We start from the raw sequence: 21,060 nt of genomic DNA, 5'->3' as shown, positions 1-21,060 counted from the left end.
TTGTAGCTTTATGCCCTGTACAAAAGGATCAATCGAAAGCGAATATTTGTTCTATTTTATCATACTTCATGTTAGTTGAGAAACGAAATCATAGAACTATTGATCTTCATGTTGTACTAAATTTTCCACATTTTTCGTAAATTATCGAAATATTCGCTAGATATACCGTGAAGTTTATATTTCTTCTATGTATAATAGATATATATTCAAGTAAAGGGTGGGGTTTGTTTATGAATAATTATCGTTTTACAGCTTTTGAAAAAACTGGGGAAACACTTTTTGATGAAACTTGGACTTTTGAAAGCGATGAAGCTGCAAAAGTAAATGGTCAACAGCAAATCGTAGAGAAGGGCGTTGCAGAAAAAACACATCGCCTTGTTAACTCTTCTGGGAAATTAATATTATTCCATGTTTAAACTATGAAATTAGAAAGACACGTAGAAAATACTCTAGGTGTCTCACACAGTAACAAAGTTTGCAAATAGTTATATAATTGATAAATCGGCAAGCCCCACCACTTCACTTTTGTGGACGAGATCGAGCATCCGAAATGGAATCTCTCTTTTCTCGTAACAGAAGTCTATGTGATGGGGCTTGCGTCGTATTAAAATCCATTGGGATTAATATTTAATGTTTGTATTCAGCTTGTGGACCATACTAAATACCTTAATGTCCTACAAAGACCGGTGTTCTTTTTTCAACAAATGCATGGATGCCTTCTAAATGATCAGCCGTTTTACGCATAGCAGATTGGCCTTGTGCTTCCATCGCTAAAACGCTCTCTAACTGCGGCAAGTTTTGTGCATGTAAAACCTTTTTAGTCATAATCATTGAAGCAATTGGTGATGCTAGCATCTTTCCAACTAATTGATCTGCCACTGCAAAGACCGATCCTTCAGGCGCAACATAATCGATTAAGCCTATATTGTGTGCTTCCTCGGCTGTTAGCACTTTGCCTTCCCAAATCATTTGTTTCGCTTTCACAGTGCCAAGTCTTTCCTTCATAAAGAAATGGCCACCACCATCGGGAATTAACCCAATCCCTATAAAATTCATAGCAAGCTTACTATTTTCACAGGCAACTACGATATCAGCACCTAGTGTTAAACTAAAGCCTAACCCTGCTGATGCACCATGAACCGCAGCAATAACAATCATTGGTAGTTGGTAATAAGCTTTGACGATACGTGTTAAATATACCATTGCCTCATCGATATTTAGCGGCTTATTTGGATCAAGCATTGCTTTAATATCACCGCCCGCAGAAAAGACCTTTCCTTCCCCACGAATAACTAAAACCTGTATTTCTTGCTCCTGCTGTAATGCTTCAAAACACTCTGCTAATTCACGCATCATCACATCATCCATCGCATTCATAGCATGTGGTCGATTTAGCGTTAAAGTAGCACGACGCTCTAATTTTTCTAATGTAATTGTTGAAAATTCCATGCCCTACACCCCCAAATATGAATAGTCATTCACTATGTACTATTCGTGTTTTTTCTGAAAACTCCTTCTCTCCTACGCAAAATAGTCGTTGTTATGCTATATTTAATGTCGAATAATGAAATTGAAGGTGGGTATTTTTGTGACACAAAAGGACTTTCGTGTATTACTTTATTATAAATATGTTGCTATTGAGGACCCAGAAGCATTTGCCGAAGAGCATTTAGCATTTTGTAAAGAAATTGGTCTACTTGGTCGTATTTTAGTAGGTTTAGAGGGCATAAATGGTACAGTTTCTGGTACGATTGAGCAAACTGAAAGCTACATGAATTATATGAAAGCGGACCCTCGTTTTAGCGATATTATGTGGAAAATCGATGAAGTAGAAGGGCATACTTTTAAAAAGATGCATGTCCGACCTCGTACGGAGATTGTACACCTCGGCTTAGAAAATGATATTAACCCTTTAGAAATAACTGGGGATTATTTAACACCAAAAGAATTTATGACTCGTATGCAAGAAGACAATACGGTTATTATAGATGCACGTAACGATTATGAATTTGATTTAGGACATTTCCGCAATGCGGTGCGCCCTGAAATTGAAAACTTCCGTGATCTTCCGGCTTGGATGGAGGAACATAAAGAAGACTTTACTGGTAAAAACATCTTAACTTACTGCACAGGCGGCATTCGCTGTGAAAAATTTTCTGGCTGGTTAAAACGTGAAGGCTACGGTGAAAGTGTCGGTCAACTACATGGTGGTATTGCAACGTATGCTAAAGACCCTGAAGTAAAGGGACAATTATGGGATGGCCAAATGTTTATTTTTGATCGCCGCCGCAGTGTGCCTATTAATCAGGTCGAGCATGTGGTGATTGGTAAGGACTATTTTACAGGCGAACCAACAGAGCGCTATACAAACTGCGCTAATCCTGAGTGCCACAAATTAATGCTATGTGAGGAAAAGCACGAGGCATTCTATATGCGTAGCTGTTCAGACGATTGCCGTCGCGCAAAACGTAATTTTTTCGTTGAAGAAAATGAATGGACAAAAGAGCAAGTAGAAGAACAAATAGCAAAAATTGCACAAGTTCAAAAATAAAATTGTTTGGGTGCCTGGCACTTCACGCAGCACATCGTAAGCCGCAACCGTCGCAATCGCGCCGTCTGTTGTGGCTTACTTTGCGTGCGTTCCCATAGGATTTTTCTTAGATTATGGCTACGCCATAAGAATTCAAAATTGTTTGAGTGCCTGGCACTTATGATTGTTGTGCTAAAAAGCGGCCAACTTGTCGTCCGCTAAATAAACATCCTCCGACAAACGTTCCTTCCAATGCGCGGTAACCATGTACACCGCCCCCTCCGAAACCACTAACTTCTCCTGCTGCAAATAACCCTGGTACCGGTTGTCCATCCATGCCAAATACAGCTCCATCTAAATTCGTCTGTAAGCCCCCTAATGTTTTGCGGGTTAAAATATTTAATCGTACTGCAATAAGGGGCCAATTTTTTGTATCTAAAATTTTATGTGGTTTTGCAACCCGCACTACTTTATCACCAATATAATTTCTTGCTCCATGTATTGCATTTACCTGTATATCTTTCGTAAATTTATTGTCCATTTCACGATCCCGAGCTAATATTTGCTCTTTAATTTTAAGAAAATCAAGCAATTCATTTCCTGCAAGCTTGTTCATGCCATCTACTAGCTGCTTTAAATCGTTTGCAATAACAAAATCCTCACCATGATTTTTAAATGCTTGGATCGGTGCAGGTGGACCCGGTAAAATGCGTTTCATTAACTCTGATATGCTTTTATTCGTTAAGTCGGGATTTTGTTCTGAACCTGATAAAGCAAACTCCTTTTCAATGATTTTTTCCGTTAAAATAAACCATGAATAATCATAACCTGTTTTTTGTATGGCCTCTAACGTACTTAATGTATCAAACCCTGGAAAGTTCGGTGCTCCAAAGCGATTTCCCTCAGCATCAAACCATAAAGATGATGGACCTGGCAAAATACGAATACCGTGGTTTGGCCAAATTGGATCCCAGTTTTTTAAACCCTCTGTATAATGCCACATCCGATCACGATTGACGATACGACCACCCGCATGTTCAGTAATTTCTAACATGCGACCATCTACATAAGCTGGTACGCCGCATACTATATTTTTTGGCGGAGTGCCAAGTCGAGCTGGCCAATTTTTGCGTACTAAATCTATATTTGCACCAATGCCCCCACTTGCGACAACGACTGCCTTTGCTTCATAGGAAAAAGCACCTACCCCAATGCGTGAACTTTGCTCTCCTCGTTGTGCAAAGCTTTCAGCTAAAATTGTGCCACTAATGCCAGTAATTCGACCATCCTGTTGTATAAATTCATCCACACGATGTCTCGGTTTAAAATCAATAATTCCTTCCTTTATCGCTTTTTTCACTTTATCTGCAAAAGGCTTTACAATCCCTGGCCCAGTTCCCCACACAATATGAAAGCGAGGAACCGAATTACCGTGTCCTCCCGCTAATGAACCACCTCGCTCAGCCCAACCAACAACAGGGAAAAACTTTATACCTAATGATTTAAGCCATGCGTATTTTTCACCTGCAGCAAAATCTACATAAGCCCTTGCCCATTTGTAAGCCCATGAATCCTCATCTTCTAAACGATCGAAGCCAGCAGTCCCTAGCCAATCCTGCCATGCAAGCTCTTTACTATCTTTAATACCAAGCCTTTTTTGCTCTGGTGAATTTACTAAAAATAGCCCACCAAAAGACCAAAATGCCTGTCCTCCCATTGAATTTTCAGGCTCTTGGTCCACCAGTAGTACACGTTTCTTTGCATCGATTAACTCACAGGCTGCAACTAGTCCCGCTAAACCAGCTCCGACAATTGCTACATCATATTTCATCCCAACACCCCCGAAAAATCTAAATCTATCTTTCTTTACATACATTCTTCTCTTATTGGCACTTTACCTCCTTATCGTTTTATAATTTCGACAAATATGTGGCATTAACGAAATGTTCGCATTCCGTCTTAAATCAAAGGAAGTTTTATGTAAATAATCTAATTTAATATAATTATCCTCCAAAAACTTTTTATCTTTTTACACTCGCTAAACCCCTATATTCTCTGTCTTGACACATTCGTTAGCGCTTACAATGTCCTCTGTAAAAAGACGAACAATAAAAACGTATAAATTATAAATAGTTCGTATATAAGCAGTTTTCAGACTTTTGAAGGGAGTAATTTTAATCTTTTTTTGAATAATTGTTGACAAAGGTGAACAATAGGGATTATGATGTTAACAAATTTAATCACACAAAAATATAACGACGGAGACACGCTAGTCGAAAGAAAATCCCAAGAGAGCTGATGGTTGGTGTAAATCAGTGATTTCTACGATATAGTTCCACTCCCGAATAGACGAGCCGAAAACCAAAAGTAAGCCTGTCCGTCACATGCACGTTACGCATATAGCTAAGACTGCAACGAAATTCTTTCGAGCAGTAATTAAGGGTGGTACCGCGAACCTATATTTTTCAGCCTTTCGCCCCTTACGACACAATATTTGTGTTCGTAAGGCGCGGAAGGCTTTTATATTTTTCGATAAAGAAGATTGTTTGCATGATGTAGAACCCGCAATTTAACAAAATGCGGACTGCACATATAGACATCACTAATAATTTTATTTAAAAGGAGCTAATTACAAATGACTACTGTAACAAAAACAATTAACGTATTTATCGCTGATCCACTAAGTGAAGATGGTATTTTCCCATTACGCCAAGAAAAAGATTTAGATTTAAACGTAATTATCGATACTGGACTAGCACCTGAGGAATTAATGGCAAAAATCGCTGATATTGATGTCTTACTCGTTCGTTCTCAAACAACAGTAACACGCGAAGTAATTGAAGCGGCAAAAAGCTTAAAATTAATCGGACGTGCTGGTGTAGGTGTAGACAATATTGACCTAGCTGCTGCAACAGAACACGGTATTATCGTTGTTAATGCACCAGATGGTAACACAAACTCTGCCGCTGAACATACAATCGCAATGATGACTTCTCTTGCTCGTCACATTCCACAAGCTTTCAATACATTGAAAAATGGGAAATGGGATCGTAAATCATATGTTGGGGTTGAGCTTAAAAATAAAACGCTTGGTGTTGTTGGCTTCGGTCGTATTGGCGTAGAAGTAGCTTACCGTGCAAAAGGTCAACGTATGAACATTATGGCGTACGATCCATTCTTAACTGATGAACGTGCAAATGAGCTAGGTGTTACAAAATCTACTGTCGAAGAAATTTGTGCTGCTGCAGATTTCATTACAGTACACACACCATTACTACCAGAAACACGTAACCTTATTAACAAAGAAAAGTTTGCAATGATGAAAGAGGGCGTACGTATTATTAACTGTGCTCGTGGTGGTATCATTAATGAGGATGACCTATATGATGCTATTGTTGAAGGTAAAGTAGCAGGCGCAGCTCTTGACGTTTTCGTTTCTGAGCCAGCGACTGACCACAAATTACTAACTTTACCACAAGTAATTGCAACACCGCACTTAGGTGCTTCTACAATTGAGGCACAAGAATCTGTAGCAGTTGACGTATCAAACGATATCATTAAATTCTACAAAACAGGTACGGTAACAAACCCAGTAAATATGCCATCAATTCCGAAAGAACTACTTGCACAAGTAGAACCTTTCTTTGAATTAGCTGAAAAACTTGGTTCATTCTTATCTCAAATAACAGCTGAGCCAGTTAAAGAAATTAACCTATCTTATGCTGGTGAAGTTGCAAACTACGACGTACGTCCTTTAACTTCTAATGCTTTAAAAGGTTTATTAGCTAAAAACCATGGTAATCACGTTAATGACGTCAATGCTCGTTATTTATCTGAACGTATTGGTATGAAAATTAACGAACATAAAACAACTACTGCAAAAGGCTTCACAAGCTTAATTACAGTTGAAGTAAAAACGGCTACTGAAACACATACTGTTGCTGGTACATTATTAAATGGCCTTGGTGCACGTATCGTAAAAGTCGAAAACTACGTAGTAGACGTTGTACCAGAAGGTCACCTTCTTTACATTAAAAACACAGATAAACCAGGTGCGATTGGACGCGTAGCAACAAAACTAGCTGAAAAAGATATCAACATCGCAACAATGCAAGTTGGGCGTGCTGAAGTTGGTGGAACAGCTGTGATGATGCTAACAGTCGATAATGTTGTTACAGAAGAAGATTTAACATACGTTTCACAACTTGAAAACATCGATGAAGTAAAAGCAATTGATCTTTAATCATTAAATTTTCGTTAGCAGAGAGTTTCGCGCTCTCTGCTTTTTTGTGCACTTAAAAGCTGATGCTATTAGATACTTTTTATTTTTCATTAAAAAAAGTACCTCAGAGAGACGATTCTGAGGTACACACTTTTAAATTGGACTGATGAATAGTTGTACATCATTTCAATGCAATACAAATATTTTTGGCTTCCGTGAAAAACTCTAAGCTATGGTGACCACCTTCACGCCCTACACCACTCTTTTTAAAACCTCCAAACGGTGTACGTAAATCACGTACAAACCAGCAGTTGACCCAAATTGTTCCTGCACGAACATCGTGCGAAATACGGTGTGCTCGTTGTAAATTTTCTGTCCAAATTACAGCATTCAATCCGTATTCTGTGCCGTTTGCAATGGCAAGTGCCTCTGCCTCTGTATCAAATGGAATAATCGTAACAATGGGACCGAAAATTTCCTCTTGGCAAATGCGTGCTTGCGGGTTTTCCTGTAAATAGATAGTCGGTTGTAAGTAATAGCCAGTACTCAAATGGGCTGGTAATTCAGGGCGCTCCCCCCCGTAAATAAGCGTAGAGTTTTCATATTCAGCGATGCTTAAATAGCTCGTTACCTTGTTATAATGTGCTTGACTTACGACTGGCCCCATATTCGTCTTGGCATCTTGAGGATCGCCAACAACTAATGCTGATGCCGCTTCTTTAAAACGTCTAAGGAATTCATCTAAAATATTACGCTGCACTAAAATGCGTGACCCAGCTAGACAAACTTGACCAGAATTCATAAATGCCGCCTGAATTGATACAGGAATGGCTTTGTCCAAATTCGCATCTTCAAAAATGATGTTCGCTGCCTTTCCGCCTAATTCAAACGATACCTTTTTCAATGAATCTGCCCCATTTTTCATTATGGCTTTACCTGTTGTTGTTTCCCCCGTGAAAGAAATTAAATCGACTTCAGGATGTGTAGTCATAAATTCTCCTGCTGACTGTACACCAAAGCCATGCACAACATTAACGACCCCATCCGGGATTCCAGCCTGTTGTGCAATCTCACCAAGCAACGATACAGTTAATGGTGTAATTTCTGCTGGTTTTATAACTGCTGTATTTCCTGAAGCTAAACATGGGCCAAGCTTCCATGTTGTGAGCATAAAAGGTAAATTCCACGGTGTAATTAATGCAGCAACCCCAACTGGCTCATAGCGCGTATAATTTAAATACGCATCGTCCATTGGGTATACTTCGCCACCTTGGTGCTCCATAAAATCCGCAAAAAATTTCAAGTTTTCCGCTGCCCGAGGTATTTCACGTTCTAATGCAACCTGGTAAGGCTTCCCTACATCTAATGCCTCTAAGCGTGCTAACTCCTCTTTACGTTCAACAATGATTTCAGCCATCCGCCGTATTTTTGCACAGCGCTCCGATAATGGCATTGTTCGCCAAGGCCCTTCTTCAAAAGCTTGACGCGCAGCTTCACAAGCACGATCTACATCCTCAAAACTTGCTTCGTGTACCTGTGCAATAATTTCTTGAGTAGCAGGATTTTTCACCTCGAACAATGTTTGAGAAGAAGATTCTACATATTCCCCATTAATAAATAGTTTTACTTCTTTCAATTTCGTTTGTATATTCGCCATGATAGACCACTCCTTACTCTTCATTTTGTCGACGTTGGATGGACTTTCCTGATATTCCCCAATGAGAACTTGGGATTTCATTTAAACATACACGAATCGTTTCAAGCGGTGCATCAAACACCGATGAAACCGTTTTACTGATTTCTTCAATTAATTGTTCCTTTTGTTCAGATGTACGGCCCTCAATGAATGTTACTTGAATAAATGGCATATCGTCTCCTCCTTATCTATAGCTCAACTTGAACAGATAATGGTTCCATACCGTCAAAACTTACGCTAAAGCTATCGCCTGAACGCATTGTCGCAGAGCCTGTTAGTGCACCACTAAGTACAACATCTCCTGCTCGAATGTGCTGGCCCCGAGCAATTAATTTATTTGCCATCCACGCTATTGCTCTTGCTGGATGCCCCATAACAGATCCTGCCGTACTCGTTGCAATAATTTCATCATTTTGTGAAAAAATACACCCCATATTGACTAGATCAACTTCACTTACCGTATATTTTTGCGAACCCACTATGTAGCGAGAGGAAGAGGAGTTATCAGCAATTACATCCGGTAATGTAAAATTGAAGTTCAAATAGCGACTATCAATTATTTCCATGGCAGGAGCAATATACTCAGTCGCGGTCAGTACTTGTGCCACAGTAACTACCGGACCAATTAAATCCTGCTTAAACACAAAGGCAACCTCAGGTTCAATTTTCGGATGAATGAGTGATTTTAACGATATCGGTTGTTGTACATTTAACGCCATATTCGCTAATAGCACACCGTATGAAGGCTCATGAACACCCATCATTTGCTGTTTAGCTTTACTTGTTAAGCCAAGCTTGAATCCTGAAATGGTTGTCTGCTCATGTTTACACTTTAGTTCAATTAGTTTGGCTTGAATTTCATAGGCAGTTTCTACAGTCAATTCTGGATATTGCTCAACAAACTTCGTAACCTCATAGACATCCCGCTCTGCTAGATACAATTCATACGCAATTTGCTCAAGCGTATCGGTTTTCATCATGGCGAGTTCCTCCATTCTACTTATACTGTCTGCTTAGCATTTGCTATATTACGAGCTATTTCTGCTATTAAATCCTCTTGACCACCAACAGCTTTCATTTTGCCAAGCTCCACTAAAATTTCACGCTCATCTACGTTATATTTTTTCGCAGCTTCCTGAGTAAATAATAAAAAGCTTGAATACACACCAGCATAGCCCATCATTAAGCTAGACCCTGTTATTTCCTGTGACCGTGGCATAAATGGTGCTACTACTTCATTCGCAACATCTATTGTTCTATATAAATCAATGCCAGTTTCATAACCTAGACGATTAAAAACTGCCACCATTACTTCAGTTTGAGTATTGCCACTTCCTGCTCCCAAACAGCGTAAACTACCATCCACATACGTAGCACCTGCTTCAACTGCAGCCATCGTATTTGCCATAGCTAGTGATAAGTTATTATGCGCATGAAAGCCAATTTCACAAGAAACATGAGATTTTAGCGCAGCTACCCGCTCCTTCACTTCATGGGGTAGCATAGCACCTGCTGAGTCCGTTACATATATAATTTCAGCCCCATAGCTCTCAAATAATTTCGCCTGCTCTACTATTACTGATGTTGGAGCCATATGTGCCATCATTAAAAAGCCGACTGTTTTCAATCCTAACTCTCGACTTAAATAAATATGTTGACCAGCAACATTTGCCTCGGTTACATGAGTTGCAACGCGCGCCATTTTAGCGCCAGCCTTCACTGCATTTTTTAAATCTTCCTTTAGCCCAATGCCAGGTAATATTAATACTGAAATCGCAGCATCACCACATTCTTCTTTTGCTGCTTCAATTAGCTTCAGTTCATCCACTTTTGAAAAGCCATATTGCAAAGAAGAGCCACCTAATCCATCGCCATGGGAAACCTCAAAGTACTTCACTTTTGCTTCTCCTAAACCTCTAGCTACGTCTCTTACTTGCTGCTCTGTAAATGCATGTCGCATAGAATGACTGCCATCCCGCAATGTAACATCTAACACTGTTAGTTGTTTTGTCATCATGCTCACCTCCATTAGTTCGACTTAACTGTTTCATGTTGCTGCTTAGCCATTTGATTACCAACTTGAACAGCTGCCGCCGTCATAATATCAAGATTTCCTGAATACGGTGGGAAGAAATCCCCCGCCCCCTCAACTTCTATAAAAATCGAAATTTGATTACCGTCAAAAATTGGCGCACTTGTCATGCGATATCCAGGTACATATTGCTGTACAGCGCACACAATATCTTCAATCGCTTTTGTAATCTCTTCTTCCTTGCCCACTTCATTTACTAATACATGTACAGTGTCGCGCATCATAATTGGTGGCTCCGCAGGATTTAAAATAATAATAGCTTTGCCTTTTTTTGCTCCGCCTACTTCTTCTATTGCCCTTGCTGTTGTCCGTGTAAATTCATCAATATTAGCCCGTGTGCCAGGTCCTGCACTTTTACTTGCAACTGTAGCAACAATTTCTGCATAAGCGACATCCGCCACTTCGTTAATGGCATAGACAATCGGAATCGTTGCTTGCCCCCCGCAAGTCACCATATTGACATTGTCAACGTCCATATATTTTTCTAAGTTTGCACAAGGCACAACAAATGGCCCGATAGCTGCTGGCGTCAAATCGACTATCTTTTTGCCAAGAGCAAGCACCTGCTCACTATGCAACGTATGCGCATTGGCAGTTGTCGCGTCAAACACAATATCAAAAAGCTCAGGACATGCAACTAAGCCCGAAATCCCATTTGTAATTGTATGATAACCACGATCCTTCGCCCGTCGAATGCCTTCCGATGTGGAATCTATTCCAACCATGACACTCATCGTTAAATACGCACTACGCTCAATTTTGTACATTAAATCTGTACCAATATTACCGGAGCCTAAAATTGCGACTTTCAATTTGACCATCTTTACTTTTCCTCCTTCCTTCTAAACGTAGCAGACACAGCCCCAAGGTGAGCGAACTCAGCTCTAAACGTATCTCCATCCTCTATCGTTACTGCCGATGTTAATGCGCCTGCCAAAACGATTTCACCAGCCTGCAGCCCGATATGATATTTGCTAAGCTTGTTGGCAAGCCAAGCTACTGCACGTAGTGGATTTCCCATTACAGCTGCCGCAGCCGCACTATCAAAAAGCTCTCCATTACGGTAAACATTCATGCCTATATGAGGTAAATCCACCTGCGTCAATTCCGTTGGTGTTCCTCCAATAATGACCATAGCGGAGGAACCGTTATCTGCTACCGTATCTTCAAAGTTAATTTTCCAATCGATAATACGACTATCAATGACCTCTAGGGCTGGTACAATATAATCTGTCGCCTCGATGACATCATTCACAGTAATAGTCGGTCCATACAAATCTTTCTTCAGAACAAATGCAATTTCAAATTCCAATTTTGGCTGTATGAAATGATTGAGTAATATTGTTGCACCGTCCACCTCTACCATATCCGATAAAATATGACCGTAGTCTGGCTCTGTTACTTGAAATTGTTGCTGCATCGCCTTACTTGTTAAACCAATTTTTTTACCAATTATTCGCTTTCCCTGTTGTTGCTTTGAAGCAATTTGAAGTAATTGGATTGTATAAGCGTCATCTACAGTTATGTCCGGCACAGTGGATGTTAATGGCGCAATAGGTTGCTTTGTTTCCTCAGCTACTAATAATTTCTTTGCATAAAGTTGTGTATCCATCCCCAACCTCCTATACCTGCATTGTTGTTTCCGCTGCGAGTGTGCCATATCTTCCATTAAAGAATAGTAATGGCTCTCCTTCTTCTAATTGAATGTTCTTTACACTGCCAATAAATAACGTATGGTCACCTTCAACGTATGTGCTTGCTACTTCACAGCTTATTTGCGCAATCGCACCATCAATTGTCGGTGCGCCTTGTAAATCGCTGAAATTCACATTCCGTTTTTCTTTGATTTGGCCCGCAAATAACATAGACAATTCTTGTTGTTGTGCCGATAAAATATTGACAGTAAAAGTCCCACTTTGCTTGATATGCTCAAGCATTGAAGCCTTTTCGCCTATAGAAATTACAACTAATTTTGGATCAAGTGAAACAGACATGAACGCATTCGCAGTCATGCCATGAATAGTACCATTTACATTTGTTGTAATTACCGTTACACCTGTTGCAAATTTCCCCATTGCATTTCTAAACAGACGATCCTCCATTACATAACCTCCTCATCATATAGTGCTGTCTCAAATTCTAGGAAAAAGCATTTAAGACAGCAGTTTAGACACGCTTACTTTATTAAAAGACGTTACTCGTAATCTATTTCACAGGAACTTTTACTGCACGATCAGGAGTACCATATAAAAAATACTCATTAGGCAGAGGTGAGCCGTACCAAATAATCGCTTCGTCTAACTCATTCTCACGCCAAGTTATTGGCTTCCAATCAGGATCAAAAATGAGATAACCTGAATCTCCGAATAATTCAACTCGGTTTCCGCCTGGCTCCATTACATACATGAAATAAGCTTGACTCACCCCATGTTTACCTGGTCCTGCTTCTATTTGAATTCCGTTTTCTACAAAAATATCTGCTGTATCCATTAGGTGCTGAGGATAACCATACCAAAACGCAATATGATGGAAGCGGCCACTATTGCCTGTTTGGTCGTTCATTAAGGCTACTTCATGTACTAACGGGCTAACGCTCATCCATGCGCCAATTTCTTCATTATTATTCAATATAATTTGTTCTCGTAACTTAAAGCCTAAATGCTCAGACATAAACTCACGATTTTTTGCTACATCTCTACACATTAAGTTGATATGGTCTAAACGTCGTGCAGGAACACCCATTAACGGACGTTTTTGTGGACGGCTTTTTAATAATGTTTTTTGATCTTCTGCTGGCTGGAAATAATCCACTTCCCATAATATTTCTTGATTATGTCCATCTGGTGTAACAAATTGATAAGCACGACCATGACCTAAATCTCCATCAATCCAGCCTTTCCCGTAGCCACTTTTTTCTAAAGATGCGACGCGGCGTTCTAACGCCTCAGGTGAACTTGCCCGCCATGCGGAATGTCCAAGACCCGCTTCTTTGCCTTCTGTAAGCTTTAATGTGTGATGATAGAAATCCTCGTATCCTCTTAAATATACTGATTGCCCTTCACGCGCTGTAATTTGTAAACCCATATAATCCGTAAAAAATTTTAAAGATTCCTCTGGTTTCGGTGTAAAAAGTTCCACGTGCGCTAATTGTGCTACATCAAAATTTGACATTAATCATTCCCCCTTAATGTTTTTATTTATTTGCAAAATAATTTACATCATCTGGATTTACCCAAGTTGGATCTGTCCAGCCTGTTAAATCGTAATCTGCCATGCACTGCTCTGCAAAAGCTATAAACTCATCTGTTTTACCGCTTCCTTGTGCACCAAACAACGTTTGTAAGCGAATGTCTTCATGATTTCCTGCATAATTACGTTCATATAACTCGCTACGGCCACCAAATTCTGTTCCAATTGCATCCCACAATAACTTGATTGTTTTAATTTTTTCAAGTGCCTCAATACCGTTTGAACCACGATAAAGCTTATCTAATGTAGGGCGGAATTCTTCGTTTAAAAAATCTCTTGCACTAGAAGGCTGAACAATCAAATTCCCTGCTACAATTTGTTGAATAATACCTTTAATCTTCGGCCAGCCTTCCTGTAAAAATACGCGATACGCTAATCCGCCATTTAAATTTGGAATGACAATGCCATTCTCTTTTTTCTCTGGGTTTAGCGCCATCGCATCACTTAATGACCAGAACATATGACGCCAAGCCATAATTTCACCTATATGCACCTGAACACCACGGAACTGATCAGTACCTGCTGTTTTTAATGCCTTTAATAATACACCTATAATAAAATCTAATTTCACGGCTAAGCGTGTGACACCTTGGAACGTAAAACGATTAATGAAACCGCTTTCTACAAAAAACGAAGTCGTCTTTTGCATATCTTCATAAATTAAAATATTTTCCCATGGTATAAGAGCTTTTTCAAAAACAAGTACTGCATCATTTTCATCGAAGCGACTACTTAATGGATAATCGAATGGACTTCCCATAATCGCTGATGTCATTTCATACGACGCACGGCTAATTAACTTCACTCCAGGAGCGTCCATAGGTGCAATAAAGACAACAGCAAACTTTTTATCTTTAATAGGTAAACCATACGTTCCTACAAAATTGTAGTTCGTAATAGCTGAACCTGTAGCTACCATTTTTGAGCCGCTAACGATTAGGCCCTTATCCGTTTCACGTTCTACTTGAATAAAAACATCCCCTACTTCGTGGACGTCTTTATGACGATCTACTGGAGGATTCACAATGGCATGATTGAAAAACCAATTGCGTTCTTGCGATTCTTTGTACCAACGCTTTGCATTTTCTTGAAAAGGTGAATAGTATTCGGGATTCCCACCAAGTGTGGCAAGGAATGAGGCTTTATAGTCTGGTGTACGTCCCATCTGTCCGTACGTAAGACGTGCCCAAGCAACGATAGCATCTCGCCCTTGAATTAAATCATCCGCGCTCCGTGCTGCACGGAAGTACTTATGTGTATATCCCCCGCTACCCGTATCCGTTTCACAAGTTAAAATATCTTTGTATTGCGGGTCATGCATAGCATCATATAAACGTGATATTGATCTTGCTGAATTTCGAAAAGCTGGATGTGTCGTGACATCCTTAACACGTTCACCATGTAACCAAATTTCTCGACTATCTTTTAAACTTTCTAAATATTCCTGCCCTGTCAATGGCTTCGTGCTTTGCTGAACAACCATTCCCTTCCCTCCTACAAATATTTTTTCTTGTTTGACATGTCTATTTCAATTTAATACTTTTTGAATTTTTAGATAATTAATAAAAAGTATAGTATTCTCTATTTTTTCTTTAAAATTTGAAAGGGATTTGCGCACAAAATAGAAAAAACCAGCGAAATCGCTGGCTTTTCTAGTTTTTATGTTCTAGCGTTTTAATTGCATAATAAATTTTTAAAGCTAAATGACATCGAAAACGTCCATCTCCTGTACGCATATCTTCTTGTAATAATGACTCAATCTTTTCCATACGATACCGAAAACCAGGAATCGATAAATTCAAAGCTTTTGCAGTTTGATTTACGTTGCCACTATGGTCTAAAAAAACTTCTAACGTATGGACAAGTGTTGCATTATTTTGTTCATCATATGTTAATAACTGACCAAGTACCTCTTTATAAAACTGTAATAGCTCCTTTGGATTTGTCGTTTTTAAAAATAACATGATGTGCTGAAAATTTTCATAAATTGCAGATTGTGTTTGTTGGGGTGCTGCACAATGTAGAAAATGGCATATTAATTTTGCATCGTTATAGCTACTTCCGATTTCTTCTAATTTCTCAGCATTTTTTCCTACTCCAATTTGGAATGTTGCTTGTTTGAATCTCTCCTTTAGCCTTTTCGATAAGACGGTAAGGAAGTTCGACATATACTTAACATCTTTCTCACAATCTTCGAGAATAAGCAGTACTTCTTGATTTTTAATAAAGCACTCTACATTTAAATATTCCGTCACTAAAAAGCTGTGCACTATTTCTAGGTCTTCTTTTTCTGTTGTTATGACAATGACACGATTATTCTTACTCGGATCAAAATAAAATATATTTCGCGCTTTTTTAATAAGCTCCTCCGTTGAAGATTGGTGGCTCATAACTTCATCTAAAAAGTCAGATTTTTTCTTCCACTGAGATTGGGCAATTTGTATTTGTGTATATAAATAAATAGAAAAAACCGTCACGGCACGTTCAATAATCATTTCCTGTTCACGCGTTAATTCATTGTGACTTAATATCACTAATATTCCCAATTGTTTTTTCATCGTCATAATATCATATTCATGTCGAAATTCTTTTTTCTTACGACTAGCCTCTATATAAAGCTGCTCATCGCTGTCATGTATAAAATAGTAACCAATTGGCTTCATTAAGTATCTACGTTCAACTGTTACACTGCATTGTAACGCATCACTTAAAAGATGTAACAGCTGATTTAATGTATATCCTTCCAGCATTGCATGAGTCATCTTCTTATGGATAGTGTCTGAATGTACAATAGAATTATTGAGCCTTTTTAACTCATTAAAGGTCGCATCCAATTCATCTGCTAAAGATGTATCTTGAAAATATCGTAATATCTCCAACTGTTCTGCTGTAGCATGCTCCTTTGTGCGAACAACAAATTTACAATAATCATCGCATTTCCCACGACACTTTTCTTCAAAAACGACAATCTCTTTAGGATAGGTTTTTGCAAGAAAGCCTGCTACATAGCCGATTAATGTCCAACATACACTTTCATCGCTAAAACCAAAATGGCGGACATGTTCCTCTGCTTCATAAGAATGGAACCACTTGCCTTCCATTTCAAATTTATCATCACTTATTTCCAAAACATCAATCTGTACACTTACAACGCCCTCTAACGTATGAATTGCTGCACCGGCTCTAATTAACTCTTTTAATTCTTTCCAATTGTACATTTTTTCAATAGATCCACCAGCACTATAGCCGCATGCCCAACCATACCGTAATAAAAAACCTTTCGCACGCTCCATATTCAATGTTTGAATAATATCGCGCCTAAAAAAACCAAGCGCTTCAGCAGATTTTAAAATCATTCGGTTGCCATTAAACTTAATAATGCCTGAACGTGGATTAATATCTATAGCATTTTCAAACACTAAACGATTTGCTTTCATTAATATGCACCCCCATAAACATGCTAATTTCCCCCAACATGTTACTAACTGTGTTCCTATCTTCCTTACTGCTACAAGCATTTTTTCTTAATGAAATAAAGTAAGCGCTTTCTCTAAATAAAGCAAATAAGAGTACATAGAAATTATAGTAATGGCAAATAATCATAAGATTTTAAAGTGTTTAATTTACTATCAATCATAGTACATTTTTAGTTTTCAGACAATTTAAATTACTAGACGCGAAAATATATAAATGTTCATGAAAAAAAGTACTGATAAATTAAAAATCAGTACCTCATCTTTAAACCGCTATTAAGTTTATATAGAAATGTATCTTAAAGCTCTTTCACAAGTTTTAAAAAAGCTGTTAATGAATCTACCTCATAAGTTGGTGTGACAACTCCTGTTGGTACATTGTTTTCACGGTTAATCCAAACATTACGCATACCAACTCTAGATGAACCTAAAATATCAGTGTTTAAGTTATCGCCAACCATAATTGCCTCGTCGGCAGTAATGCCCGCCTTTTCCATCACATGCTCAAAGATAGAAGCATCTGGCTTCCCTTTTCCAAAATCACCAGAAATGATAATATGGTCAAAATACGGAGCAATTTCCGGAGTAATTTCTAATTTTAAATTTTGTAAGCTTGGTGCACCATTCGTTAATAATATAAGTTGATATTTACCTTTCAGCTCATCTAAAACAGTAAACGTATCTTCATATAAAAGTGGTGACACTTTGCGTTCTGCTACAAAGCGTTCTCCTAGTTCGGCTCCAAACTTTGCATCGTCAATTCCAAGTGCCGCTAAGCCCTTTGTCCATGCTTCTGAGCGGTATCCAGGTACAATTTCTTTCATCTTTTGGAAAGAATCAGTTGGATCATCGAATGTTCCCCAAAGTCCTTCGAATGGGTTAATACCGATTAACACCGTATAGTCATATGTTTCGTAGCTCTCATAAAGTGCACGTGCTTCTTTGCGCACAGCTTCCTCTAATTCAGCTGAATCTACCGTATGTATTGTTGCAGCATATTCACATGTTTTTTCAAATGCTGTTTTAACAGATTTTTTATCCCATAACAACGTATCATCCAAATCAAAAATAATTGTACTTATTGACATTGTGTCAGCTCCTAGCTTCTTTTCTACTTGAACAAAAAGCATTCATATCGCTTATTTTAGCATATTTTCAAAATAGTTAGCATAGTTTTTGTGCATAGTTCCTGCTTCTAAAAGTATCGTTGATTACTAGGAAGTGATTTAAATGTCCTGATTTTTTAATGTTTGCAGTTAGTGAATTGGGTGAACATTGTTAAATATAGTGCCATTACACGCTAGCAAGAAGTGGTTTCCTTTGTTTCCTTTTCAAAATAAATTATGATATATTCAAGAAGAATACAAGTAAACGGAGGTGCGTATACTATGATTACCATACAAGAAATGGAACAAACGATAACAGTCGATGTAGATGATTATCAAATTCACGAACAAGGCGAAACAAGCTACATCAAAGAAGTAACTGATATTATTGAAGAAAAAATAATAGAATATGTTCGTCGCGGGAAGAAAATTAAAATTGAAATCAAAGTTCAGCCAAAAGAGGACGTGGAGATAATGAAAGTAATTCCTATTCCTAAAAAAATTGGTGTTAGCCATGCTGCTAAGATTCTCGGTGTCAGTCCACAAATGATTAGACGACACTGTGCCAACGGTAAACTTAGCGCACAACAAACTTTTGAAGGTAGCGGGAAATGGACAATTAGTGTCGATGAAAAAATTACCACTGCTCCATATTGGAATGAATTTATCACTGCTCTAAGAGGCCGTCAATCACAATCTCTAGAACTTATAAAATCACTAAAAGAAGCGACAGAAGAGAGAATATCGGAACTCGAAGGCGAATCGGAGGCGTAATTTTCAGATGTTAATTTATTTATTAGACACTAATGTTATTCGTTATATTACGAAAACTTCTGATAGTGATAAACAAAAAAGCAAAGAGTCGTTTCGAAAAACAAAACGCTTTTTGGATAAAGTAGAAGAAGATATTATTGACGGAAACGCTGATTTTCGCATAACTGATGTTACAAAATCAGAACTTGCGATTCAGCGTTTTTCAATTGGTGAGAAAAAATCATTGGAAGTTCAGAGTGAAATAAATAAAACGGTTCTCCGCTAGATACTGAGTATTTAAATACGGCTATAATTAACGCAGCTAAAGAAATGATTACCTATCTGGTAAGTACATACAATTCAAAGAAAGATGCATATAAGCCGCAGGAGTCTTCATGGTGCCAGTCACTGAAACAATTCAGAATTGTTTCAGTGACTGGCACTTAATTTTTTCGGCGTAATTTGTCCATCAAACTTTGTACTTCGGCTTTTTTTTGCGCTGTTTCTTCTTTTAATATGTCGATATGGTAGTTGTTATCGATTTCTTTAATTAAGACGCGATCACCGGCTTGTAACGATTGATCAATGGTATTGATAGGTAGAATAAGTTGCTCAATTTCCTCTGGATATTTTAAAAAAATTGCATAGCCATCTTCAATGCGGTCTAATGTGTATTTAGTCGAGTTCACTTACAACTTCCCCTTTCGCATTAAGTAATTGTGCACTATCCCCGTCATTCAGCCAAATCTGTCTTGTTGTCCACTTTAAATAATTTTGCCCCTCACGCGCTGTCGTACCGCTTGTAACATAAATGGTTTTGCCAGGCTGTAACGATACATTTGGAAAATTAAAAACTTGATTACCTTCTATTGATACAAGTTGCCAATCTTTTAAAGAAACCGTATCTTGACCGTTATTTTTTATAGCAACAATTTCCCCTATTAAATCCTTGCTAATAATTTCTACATCTTGCTTCATTTTTAGCTTTTCGGCAATCGCTCCTGACCACTCTTTGGCACTTACTTCATAGCTTACCCCGTCTGTCGCAACCGTAACTGTGCCCGTTTCTGCTGTTGCATAAATTTTACTGCCAATCGCCTGTAAACGCTCTACAACTTCAGCATGTGGGTGTCCGTATTTATTGTCCTTACCATAACTCAAAATGGTTACTTCTGGTTGCACTTCCTGTATAAAGCTTTGAGAGCTACTTGTATTGGAACCATGATGGCCTGCCTTTAAAACCGTCGCCTTAACATTTTGTTGTAGCATTTCTTTTTCTAAAGCTACACCTGCGTCACCCGTTAATAAAAAAGAAATATTTCCATAGGTAACTTTTAACACAATCGATGCATCATTATTGTCTGAAGCATTTTCATTTGCATTCAGCACCTTTACGTCAAGTTCATCATCTAAAGCAATACTATCACCTGTTTTTGGCACGTTATACGGAATATTATTCGAATCGATAAGCGAAAGCATTTCTTCAAATGTTTGTGATGTATGTACTTTCCCAGAATCATAAAACTGTTCAATAGGAATCGAATTTAATACAGGAATTAAACCACCAATATGATCGGCATCAGGATGTGTCGCGACAACTACATCAAGCTTTTCAATACCAAGTTCATTGATATATGAAACGACCTGTTGCCCAGCCCCTTTAACACCTCCATCAACGAGCATCGTTTTGCCATTCGGTGACTCAATTAGTATTGAATCGCCTTGTCCTACATCAAAAAAATGCACACGCATTTCATGACCTGCTGCCACTGGTATTTTTTCTGTTTCTAATGCTGAAGTACAACCTGCTAATACAAAAATACAAAGGAGCACTGCGAGTAATTTTTTCATAGAATAACTTCCTTTCTATTTTCTATTATACAAAAAAAGAGAGCGAACCCGAAGGCTGCTCTCTGTTTCTACTCTATCTAATAAAATT

20 protein-coding genes are annotated in these 21,060 nt (G+C 38.4%); 5 read left to right on the top strand and 15 right to left on the bottom strand.

Translation table 11 applies throughout. From position 1 onward, the window contains the following. Positions 1-230: 230 nt before the first annotated feature. Entirely contained in the window at positions 231-416 is a 186-nt protein-coding gene (locus NSQ74_RS07525; RefSeq protein ID WP_173479813.1) for a YhzD family protein, read from the top strand. A gap of 250 nt (positions 417-666) precedes the next feature. On the opposite strand, the gene NSQ74_RS07520 is transcribed toward NSQ74_RS07525, so the two are convergent. Next, entirely contained in the window at positions 667-1,449 is a 783-nt protein-coding gene (locus tag NSQ74_RS07520; RefSeq protein WP_340822446.1) for an enoyl-CoA hydratase, read from the bottom strand. Positions 1,450-1,588: 139 nt separating this feature from the next. On the opposite strand from NSQ74_RS07520, the gene trhO reads away from it, so the two are divergent. Next, positions 1,589-2,551 (top strand): oxygen-dependent tRNA uridine(34) hydroxylase TrhO, encoded by a 963-nt coding sequence (trhO, locus tag NSQ74_RS07515; RefSeq protein WP_340822445.1) that lies wholly within the window; start codon positions 1,589-1,591, stop codon positions 2,549-2,551. Between the two features lie 157 nt (positions 2,552-2,708). Here the strand turns inward: trhO and NSQ74_RS07510 are convergent, their stop codons facing one another. Beyond that, on the bottom strand, positions 2,709-4,361 hold the full coding sequence (locus NSQ74_RS07510; RefSeq protein ID WP_340822444.1) for an FAD-binding dehydrogenase: 1,653 nt from the start codon (positions 4,359-4,361) through the stop codon (positions 2,709-2,711). 804 nt (positions 4,362-5,165) lie between these two features. Between NSQ74_RS07510 and serA the strand changes: the two genes are divergently transcribed. Then, positions 5,166-6,773, top strand: coding sequence for a phosphoglycerate dehydrogenase (gene serA, locus NSQ74_RS07505; protein WP_340822443.1), 1,608 nt, complete (start codon positions 5,166-5,168; stop codon positions 6,771-6,773). A gap of 160 nt (positions 6,774-6,933) precedes the next feature. Here serA and NSQ74_RS07500 read toward each other — a convergent pair whose 3' ends face one another. From NSQ74_RS07500 to NSQ74_RS07450, 11 genes are all read right to left on the bottom strand, one after another. Next, complete coding sequence (locus tag NSQ74_RS07500; RefSeq protein WP_340822442.1) at positions 6,934-8,409, bottom strand: aldehyde dehydrogenase; 1,476 nt, start codon at positions 8,407-8,409, stop codon at positions 6,934-6,936. Positions 8,410-8,422: 13 nt separating this feature from the next. Continuing rightward, a complete protein-coding gene (locus tag NSQ74_RS07495) occupies positions 8,423-8,620 on the bottom strand; it encodes a 2-hydroxymuconate tautomerase (protein ID WP_340822441.1) in 198 nt (65 codons plus the stop codon). Positions 8,621-8,636: 16 nt separating this feature from the next. Next, on the bottom strand, positions 8,637-9,428 hold the full coding sequence (locus tag NSQ74_RS07490) for a 2-keto-4-pentenoate hydratase (RefSeq protein ID WP_340822440.1): 792 nt from the start codon (positions 9,426-9,428) through the stop codon (positions 8,637-8,639). A gap of 20 nt (positions 9,429-9,448) precedes the next feature. After that, positions 9,449-10,462, bottom strand: coding sequence for a 4-hydroxy-2-oxovalerate aldolase (gene dmpG / locus NSQ74_RS07485; protein ID WP_340822439.1), 1,014 nt, complete (start codon positions 10,460-10,462; stop codon positions 9,449-9,451). A gap of 14 nt (positions 10,463-10,476) precedes the next feature. Then, positions 10,477-11,361, bottom strand: a complete 885-nt coding sequence (locus NSQ74_RS07480; RefSeq protein WP_340822436.1) for an acetaldehyde dehydrogenase (acetylating) — start codon at positions 11,359-11,361, stop codon at positions 10,477-10,479. 2 nt (positions 11,362-11,363) lie between these two features. Beyond that, entirely contained in the window at positions 11,364-12,152 is a 789-nt protein-coding gene (locus NSQ74_RS07475) for a 2-keto-4-pentenoate hydratase (RefSeq protein ID WP_340822434.1), read from the bottom strand. A 10-nt stretch (positions 12,153-12,162) separates the two neighbouring features. Next, the gene (locus tag NSQ74_RS07470; RefSeq protein ID WP_340822433.1) at positions 12,163-12,642 is read right to left on the bottom strand and encodes a flavin reductase family protein; all 480 of its coding nucleotides are present in this window, start codon (positions 12,640-12,642) and stop codon (positions 12,163-12,165) included. A 103-nt stretch (positions 12,643-12,745) separates the two neighbouring features. Further along, positions 12,746-13,711, bottom strand: a complete 966-nt coding sequence (locus NSQ74_RS07465) for a catechol 2,3-dioxygenase (RefSeq protein WP_340822431.1) — start codon at positions 13,709-13,711, stop codon at positions 12,746-12,748. Between the two features lie 22 nt (positions 13,712-13,733). Then, complete coding sequence (locus NSQ74_RS07460; RefSeq protein ID WP_340822429.1) at positions 13,734-15,272, bottom strand: 4-hydroxyphenylacetate 3-hydroxylase N-terminal domain-containing protein; 1,539 nt, start codon at positions 15,270-15,272, stop codon at positions 13,734-13,736. A 169-nt stretch (positions 15,273-15,441) separates the two neighbouring features. Continuing rightward, positions 15,442-17,226, bottom strand: a complete 1,785-nt coding sequence (locus tag NSQ74_RS07455; protein WP_340822428.1) for a XylR N-terminal domain-containing protein — start codon at positions 17,224-17,226, stop codon at positions 15,442-15,444. A 335-nt stretch (positions 17,227-17,561) separates the two neighbouring features. After that, positions 17,562-18,350 carry an HAD family hydrolase gene (locus NSQ74_RS07450; protein WP_340822427.1) on the bottom strand — a complete coding sequence of 263 codons (789 nt, stop codon included), beginning with the start codon at positions 18,348-18,350 and terminating at the stop codon, positions 17,562-17,564. 300 nt (positions 18,351-18,650) lie between these two features. Here NSQ74_RS07450 and NSQ74_RS07445 point away from each other — a divergent pair, with 300 nt between their 5' ends. Further along, complete coding sequence (locus NSQ74_RS07445; RefSeq protein WP_340822426.1) at positions 18,651-19,142, top strand: hypothetical protein; 492 nt, start codon at positions 18,651-18,653, stop codon at positions 19,140-19,142. A 7-nt stretch (positions 19,143-19,149) separates the two neighbouring features. Continuing rightward, on the top strand, positions 19,150-19,407 hold the full coding sequence (locus NSQ74_RS07440) for a hypothetical protein (protein ID WP_340822425.1): 258 nt from the start codon (positions 19,150-19,152) through the stop codon (positions 19,405-19,407). Positions 19,408-19,564: 157 nt separating this feature from the next. Here the strand turns inward: NSQ74_RS07440 and NSQ74_RS07435 are convergent, their stop codons facing one another. Both NSQ74_RS07435 and NSQ74_RS07430 read right to left on the bottom strand, forming a co-directional pair. After that, positions 19,565-19,810, bottom strand: coding sequence for a DUF3006 domain-containing protein (locus NSQ74_RS07435; protein ID WP_340822424.1), 246 nt, complete (start codon positions 19,808-19,810; stop codon positions 19,565-19,567). Continuing rightward, the gene (locus NSQ74_RS07430; protein WP_340822423.1) at positions 19,797-20,972 is read right to left on the bottom strand and encodes an MBL fold metallo-hydrolase; all 1,176 of its coding nucleotides are present in this window, start codon (positions 20,970-20,972) and stop codon (positions 19,797-19,799) included. The genes NSQ74_RS07435 and NSQ74_RS07430 overlap by 14 nt, the downstream gene beginning before the upstream one ends. Positions 20,973-21,060: the final 88 nt, after the last annotated feature.

Source organism: Lysinibacillus sp. FSL W8-0992 (assembly GCF_038008685.1).
Lineage (GTDB): Bacteria > Bacillota > Bacilli > Bacillales_A > Planococcaceae > Lysinibacillus.
The sequence above is the reverse complement of the archived record's forward strand: the minus strand, read 5'-3'. Positions and strand labels throughout refer to the sequence as shown.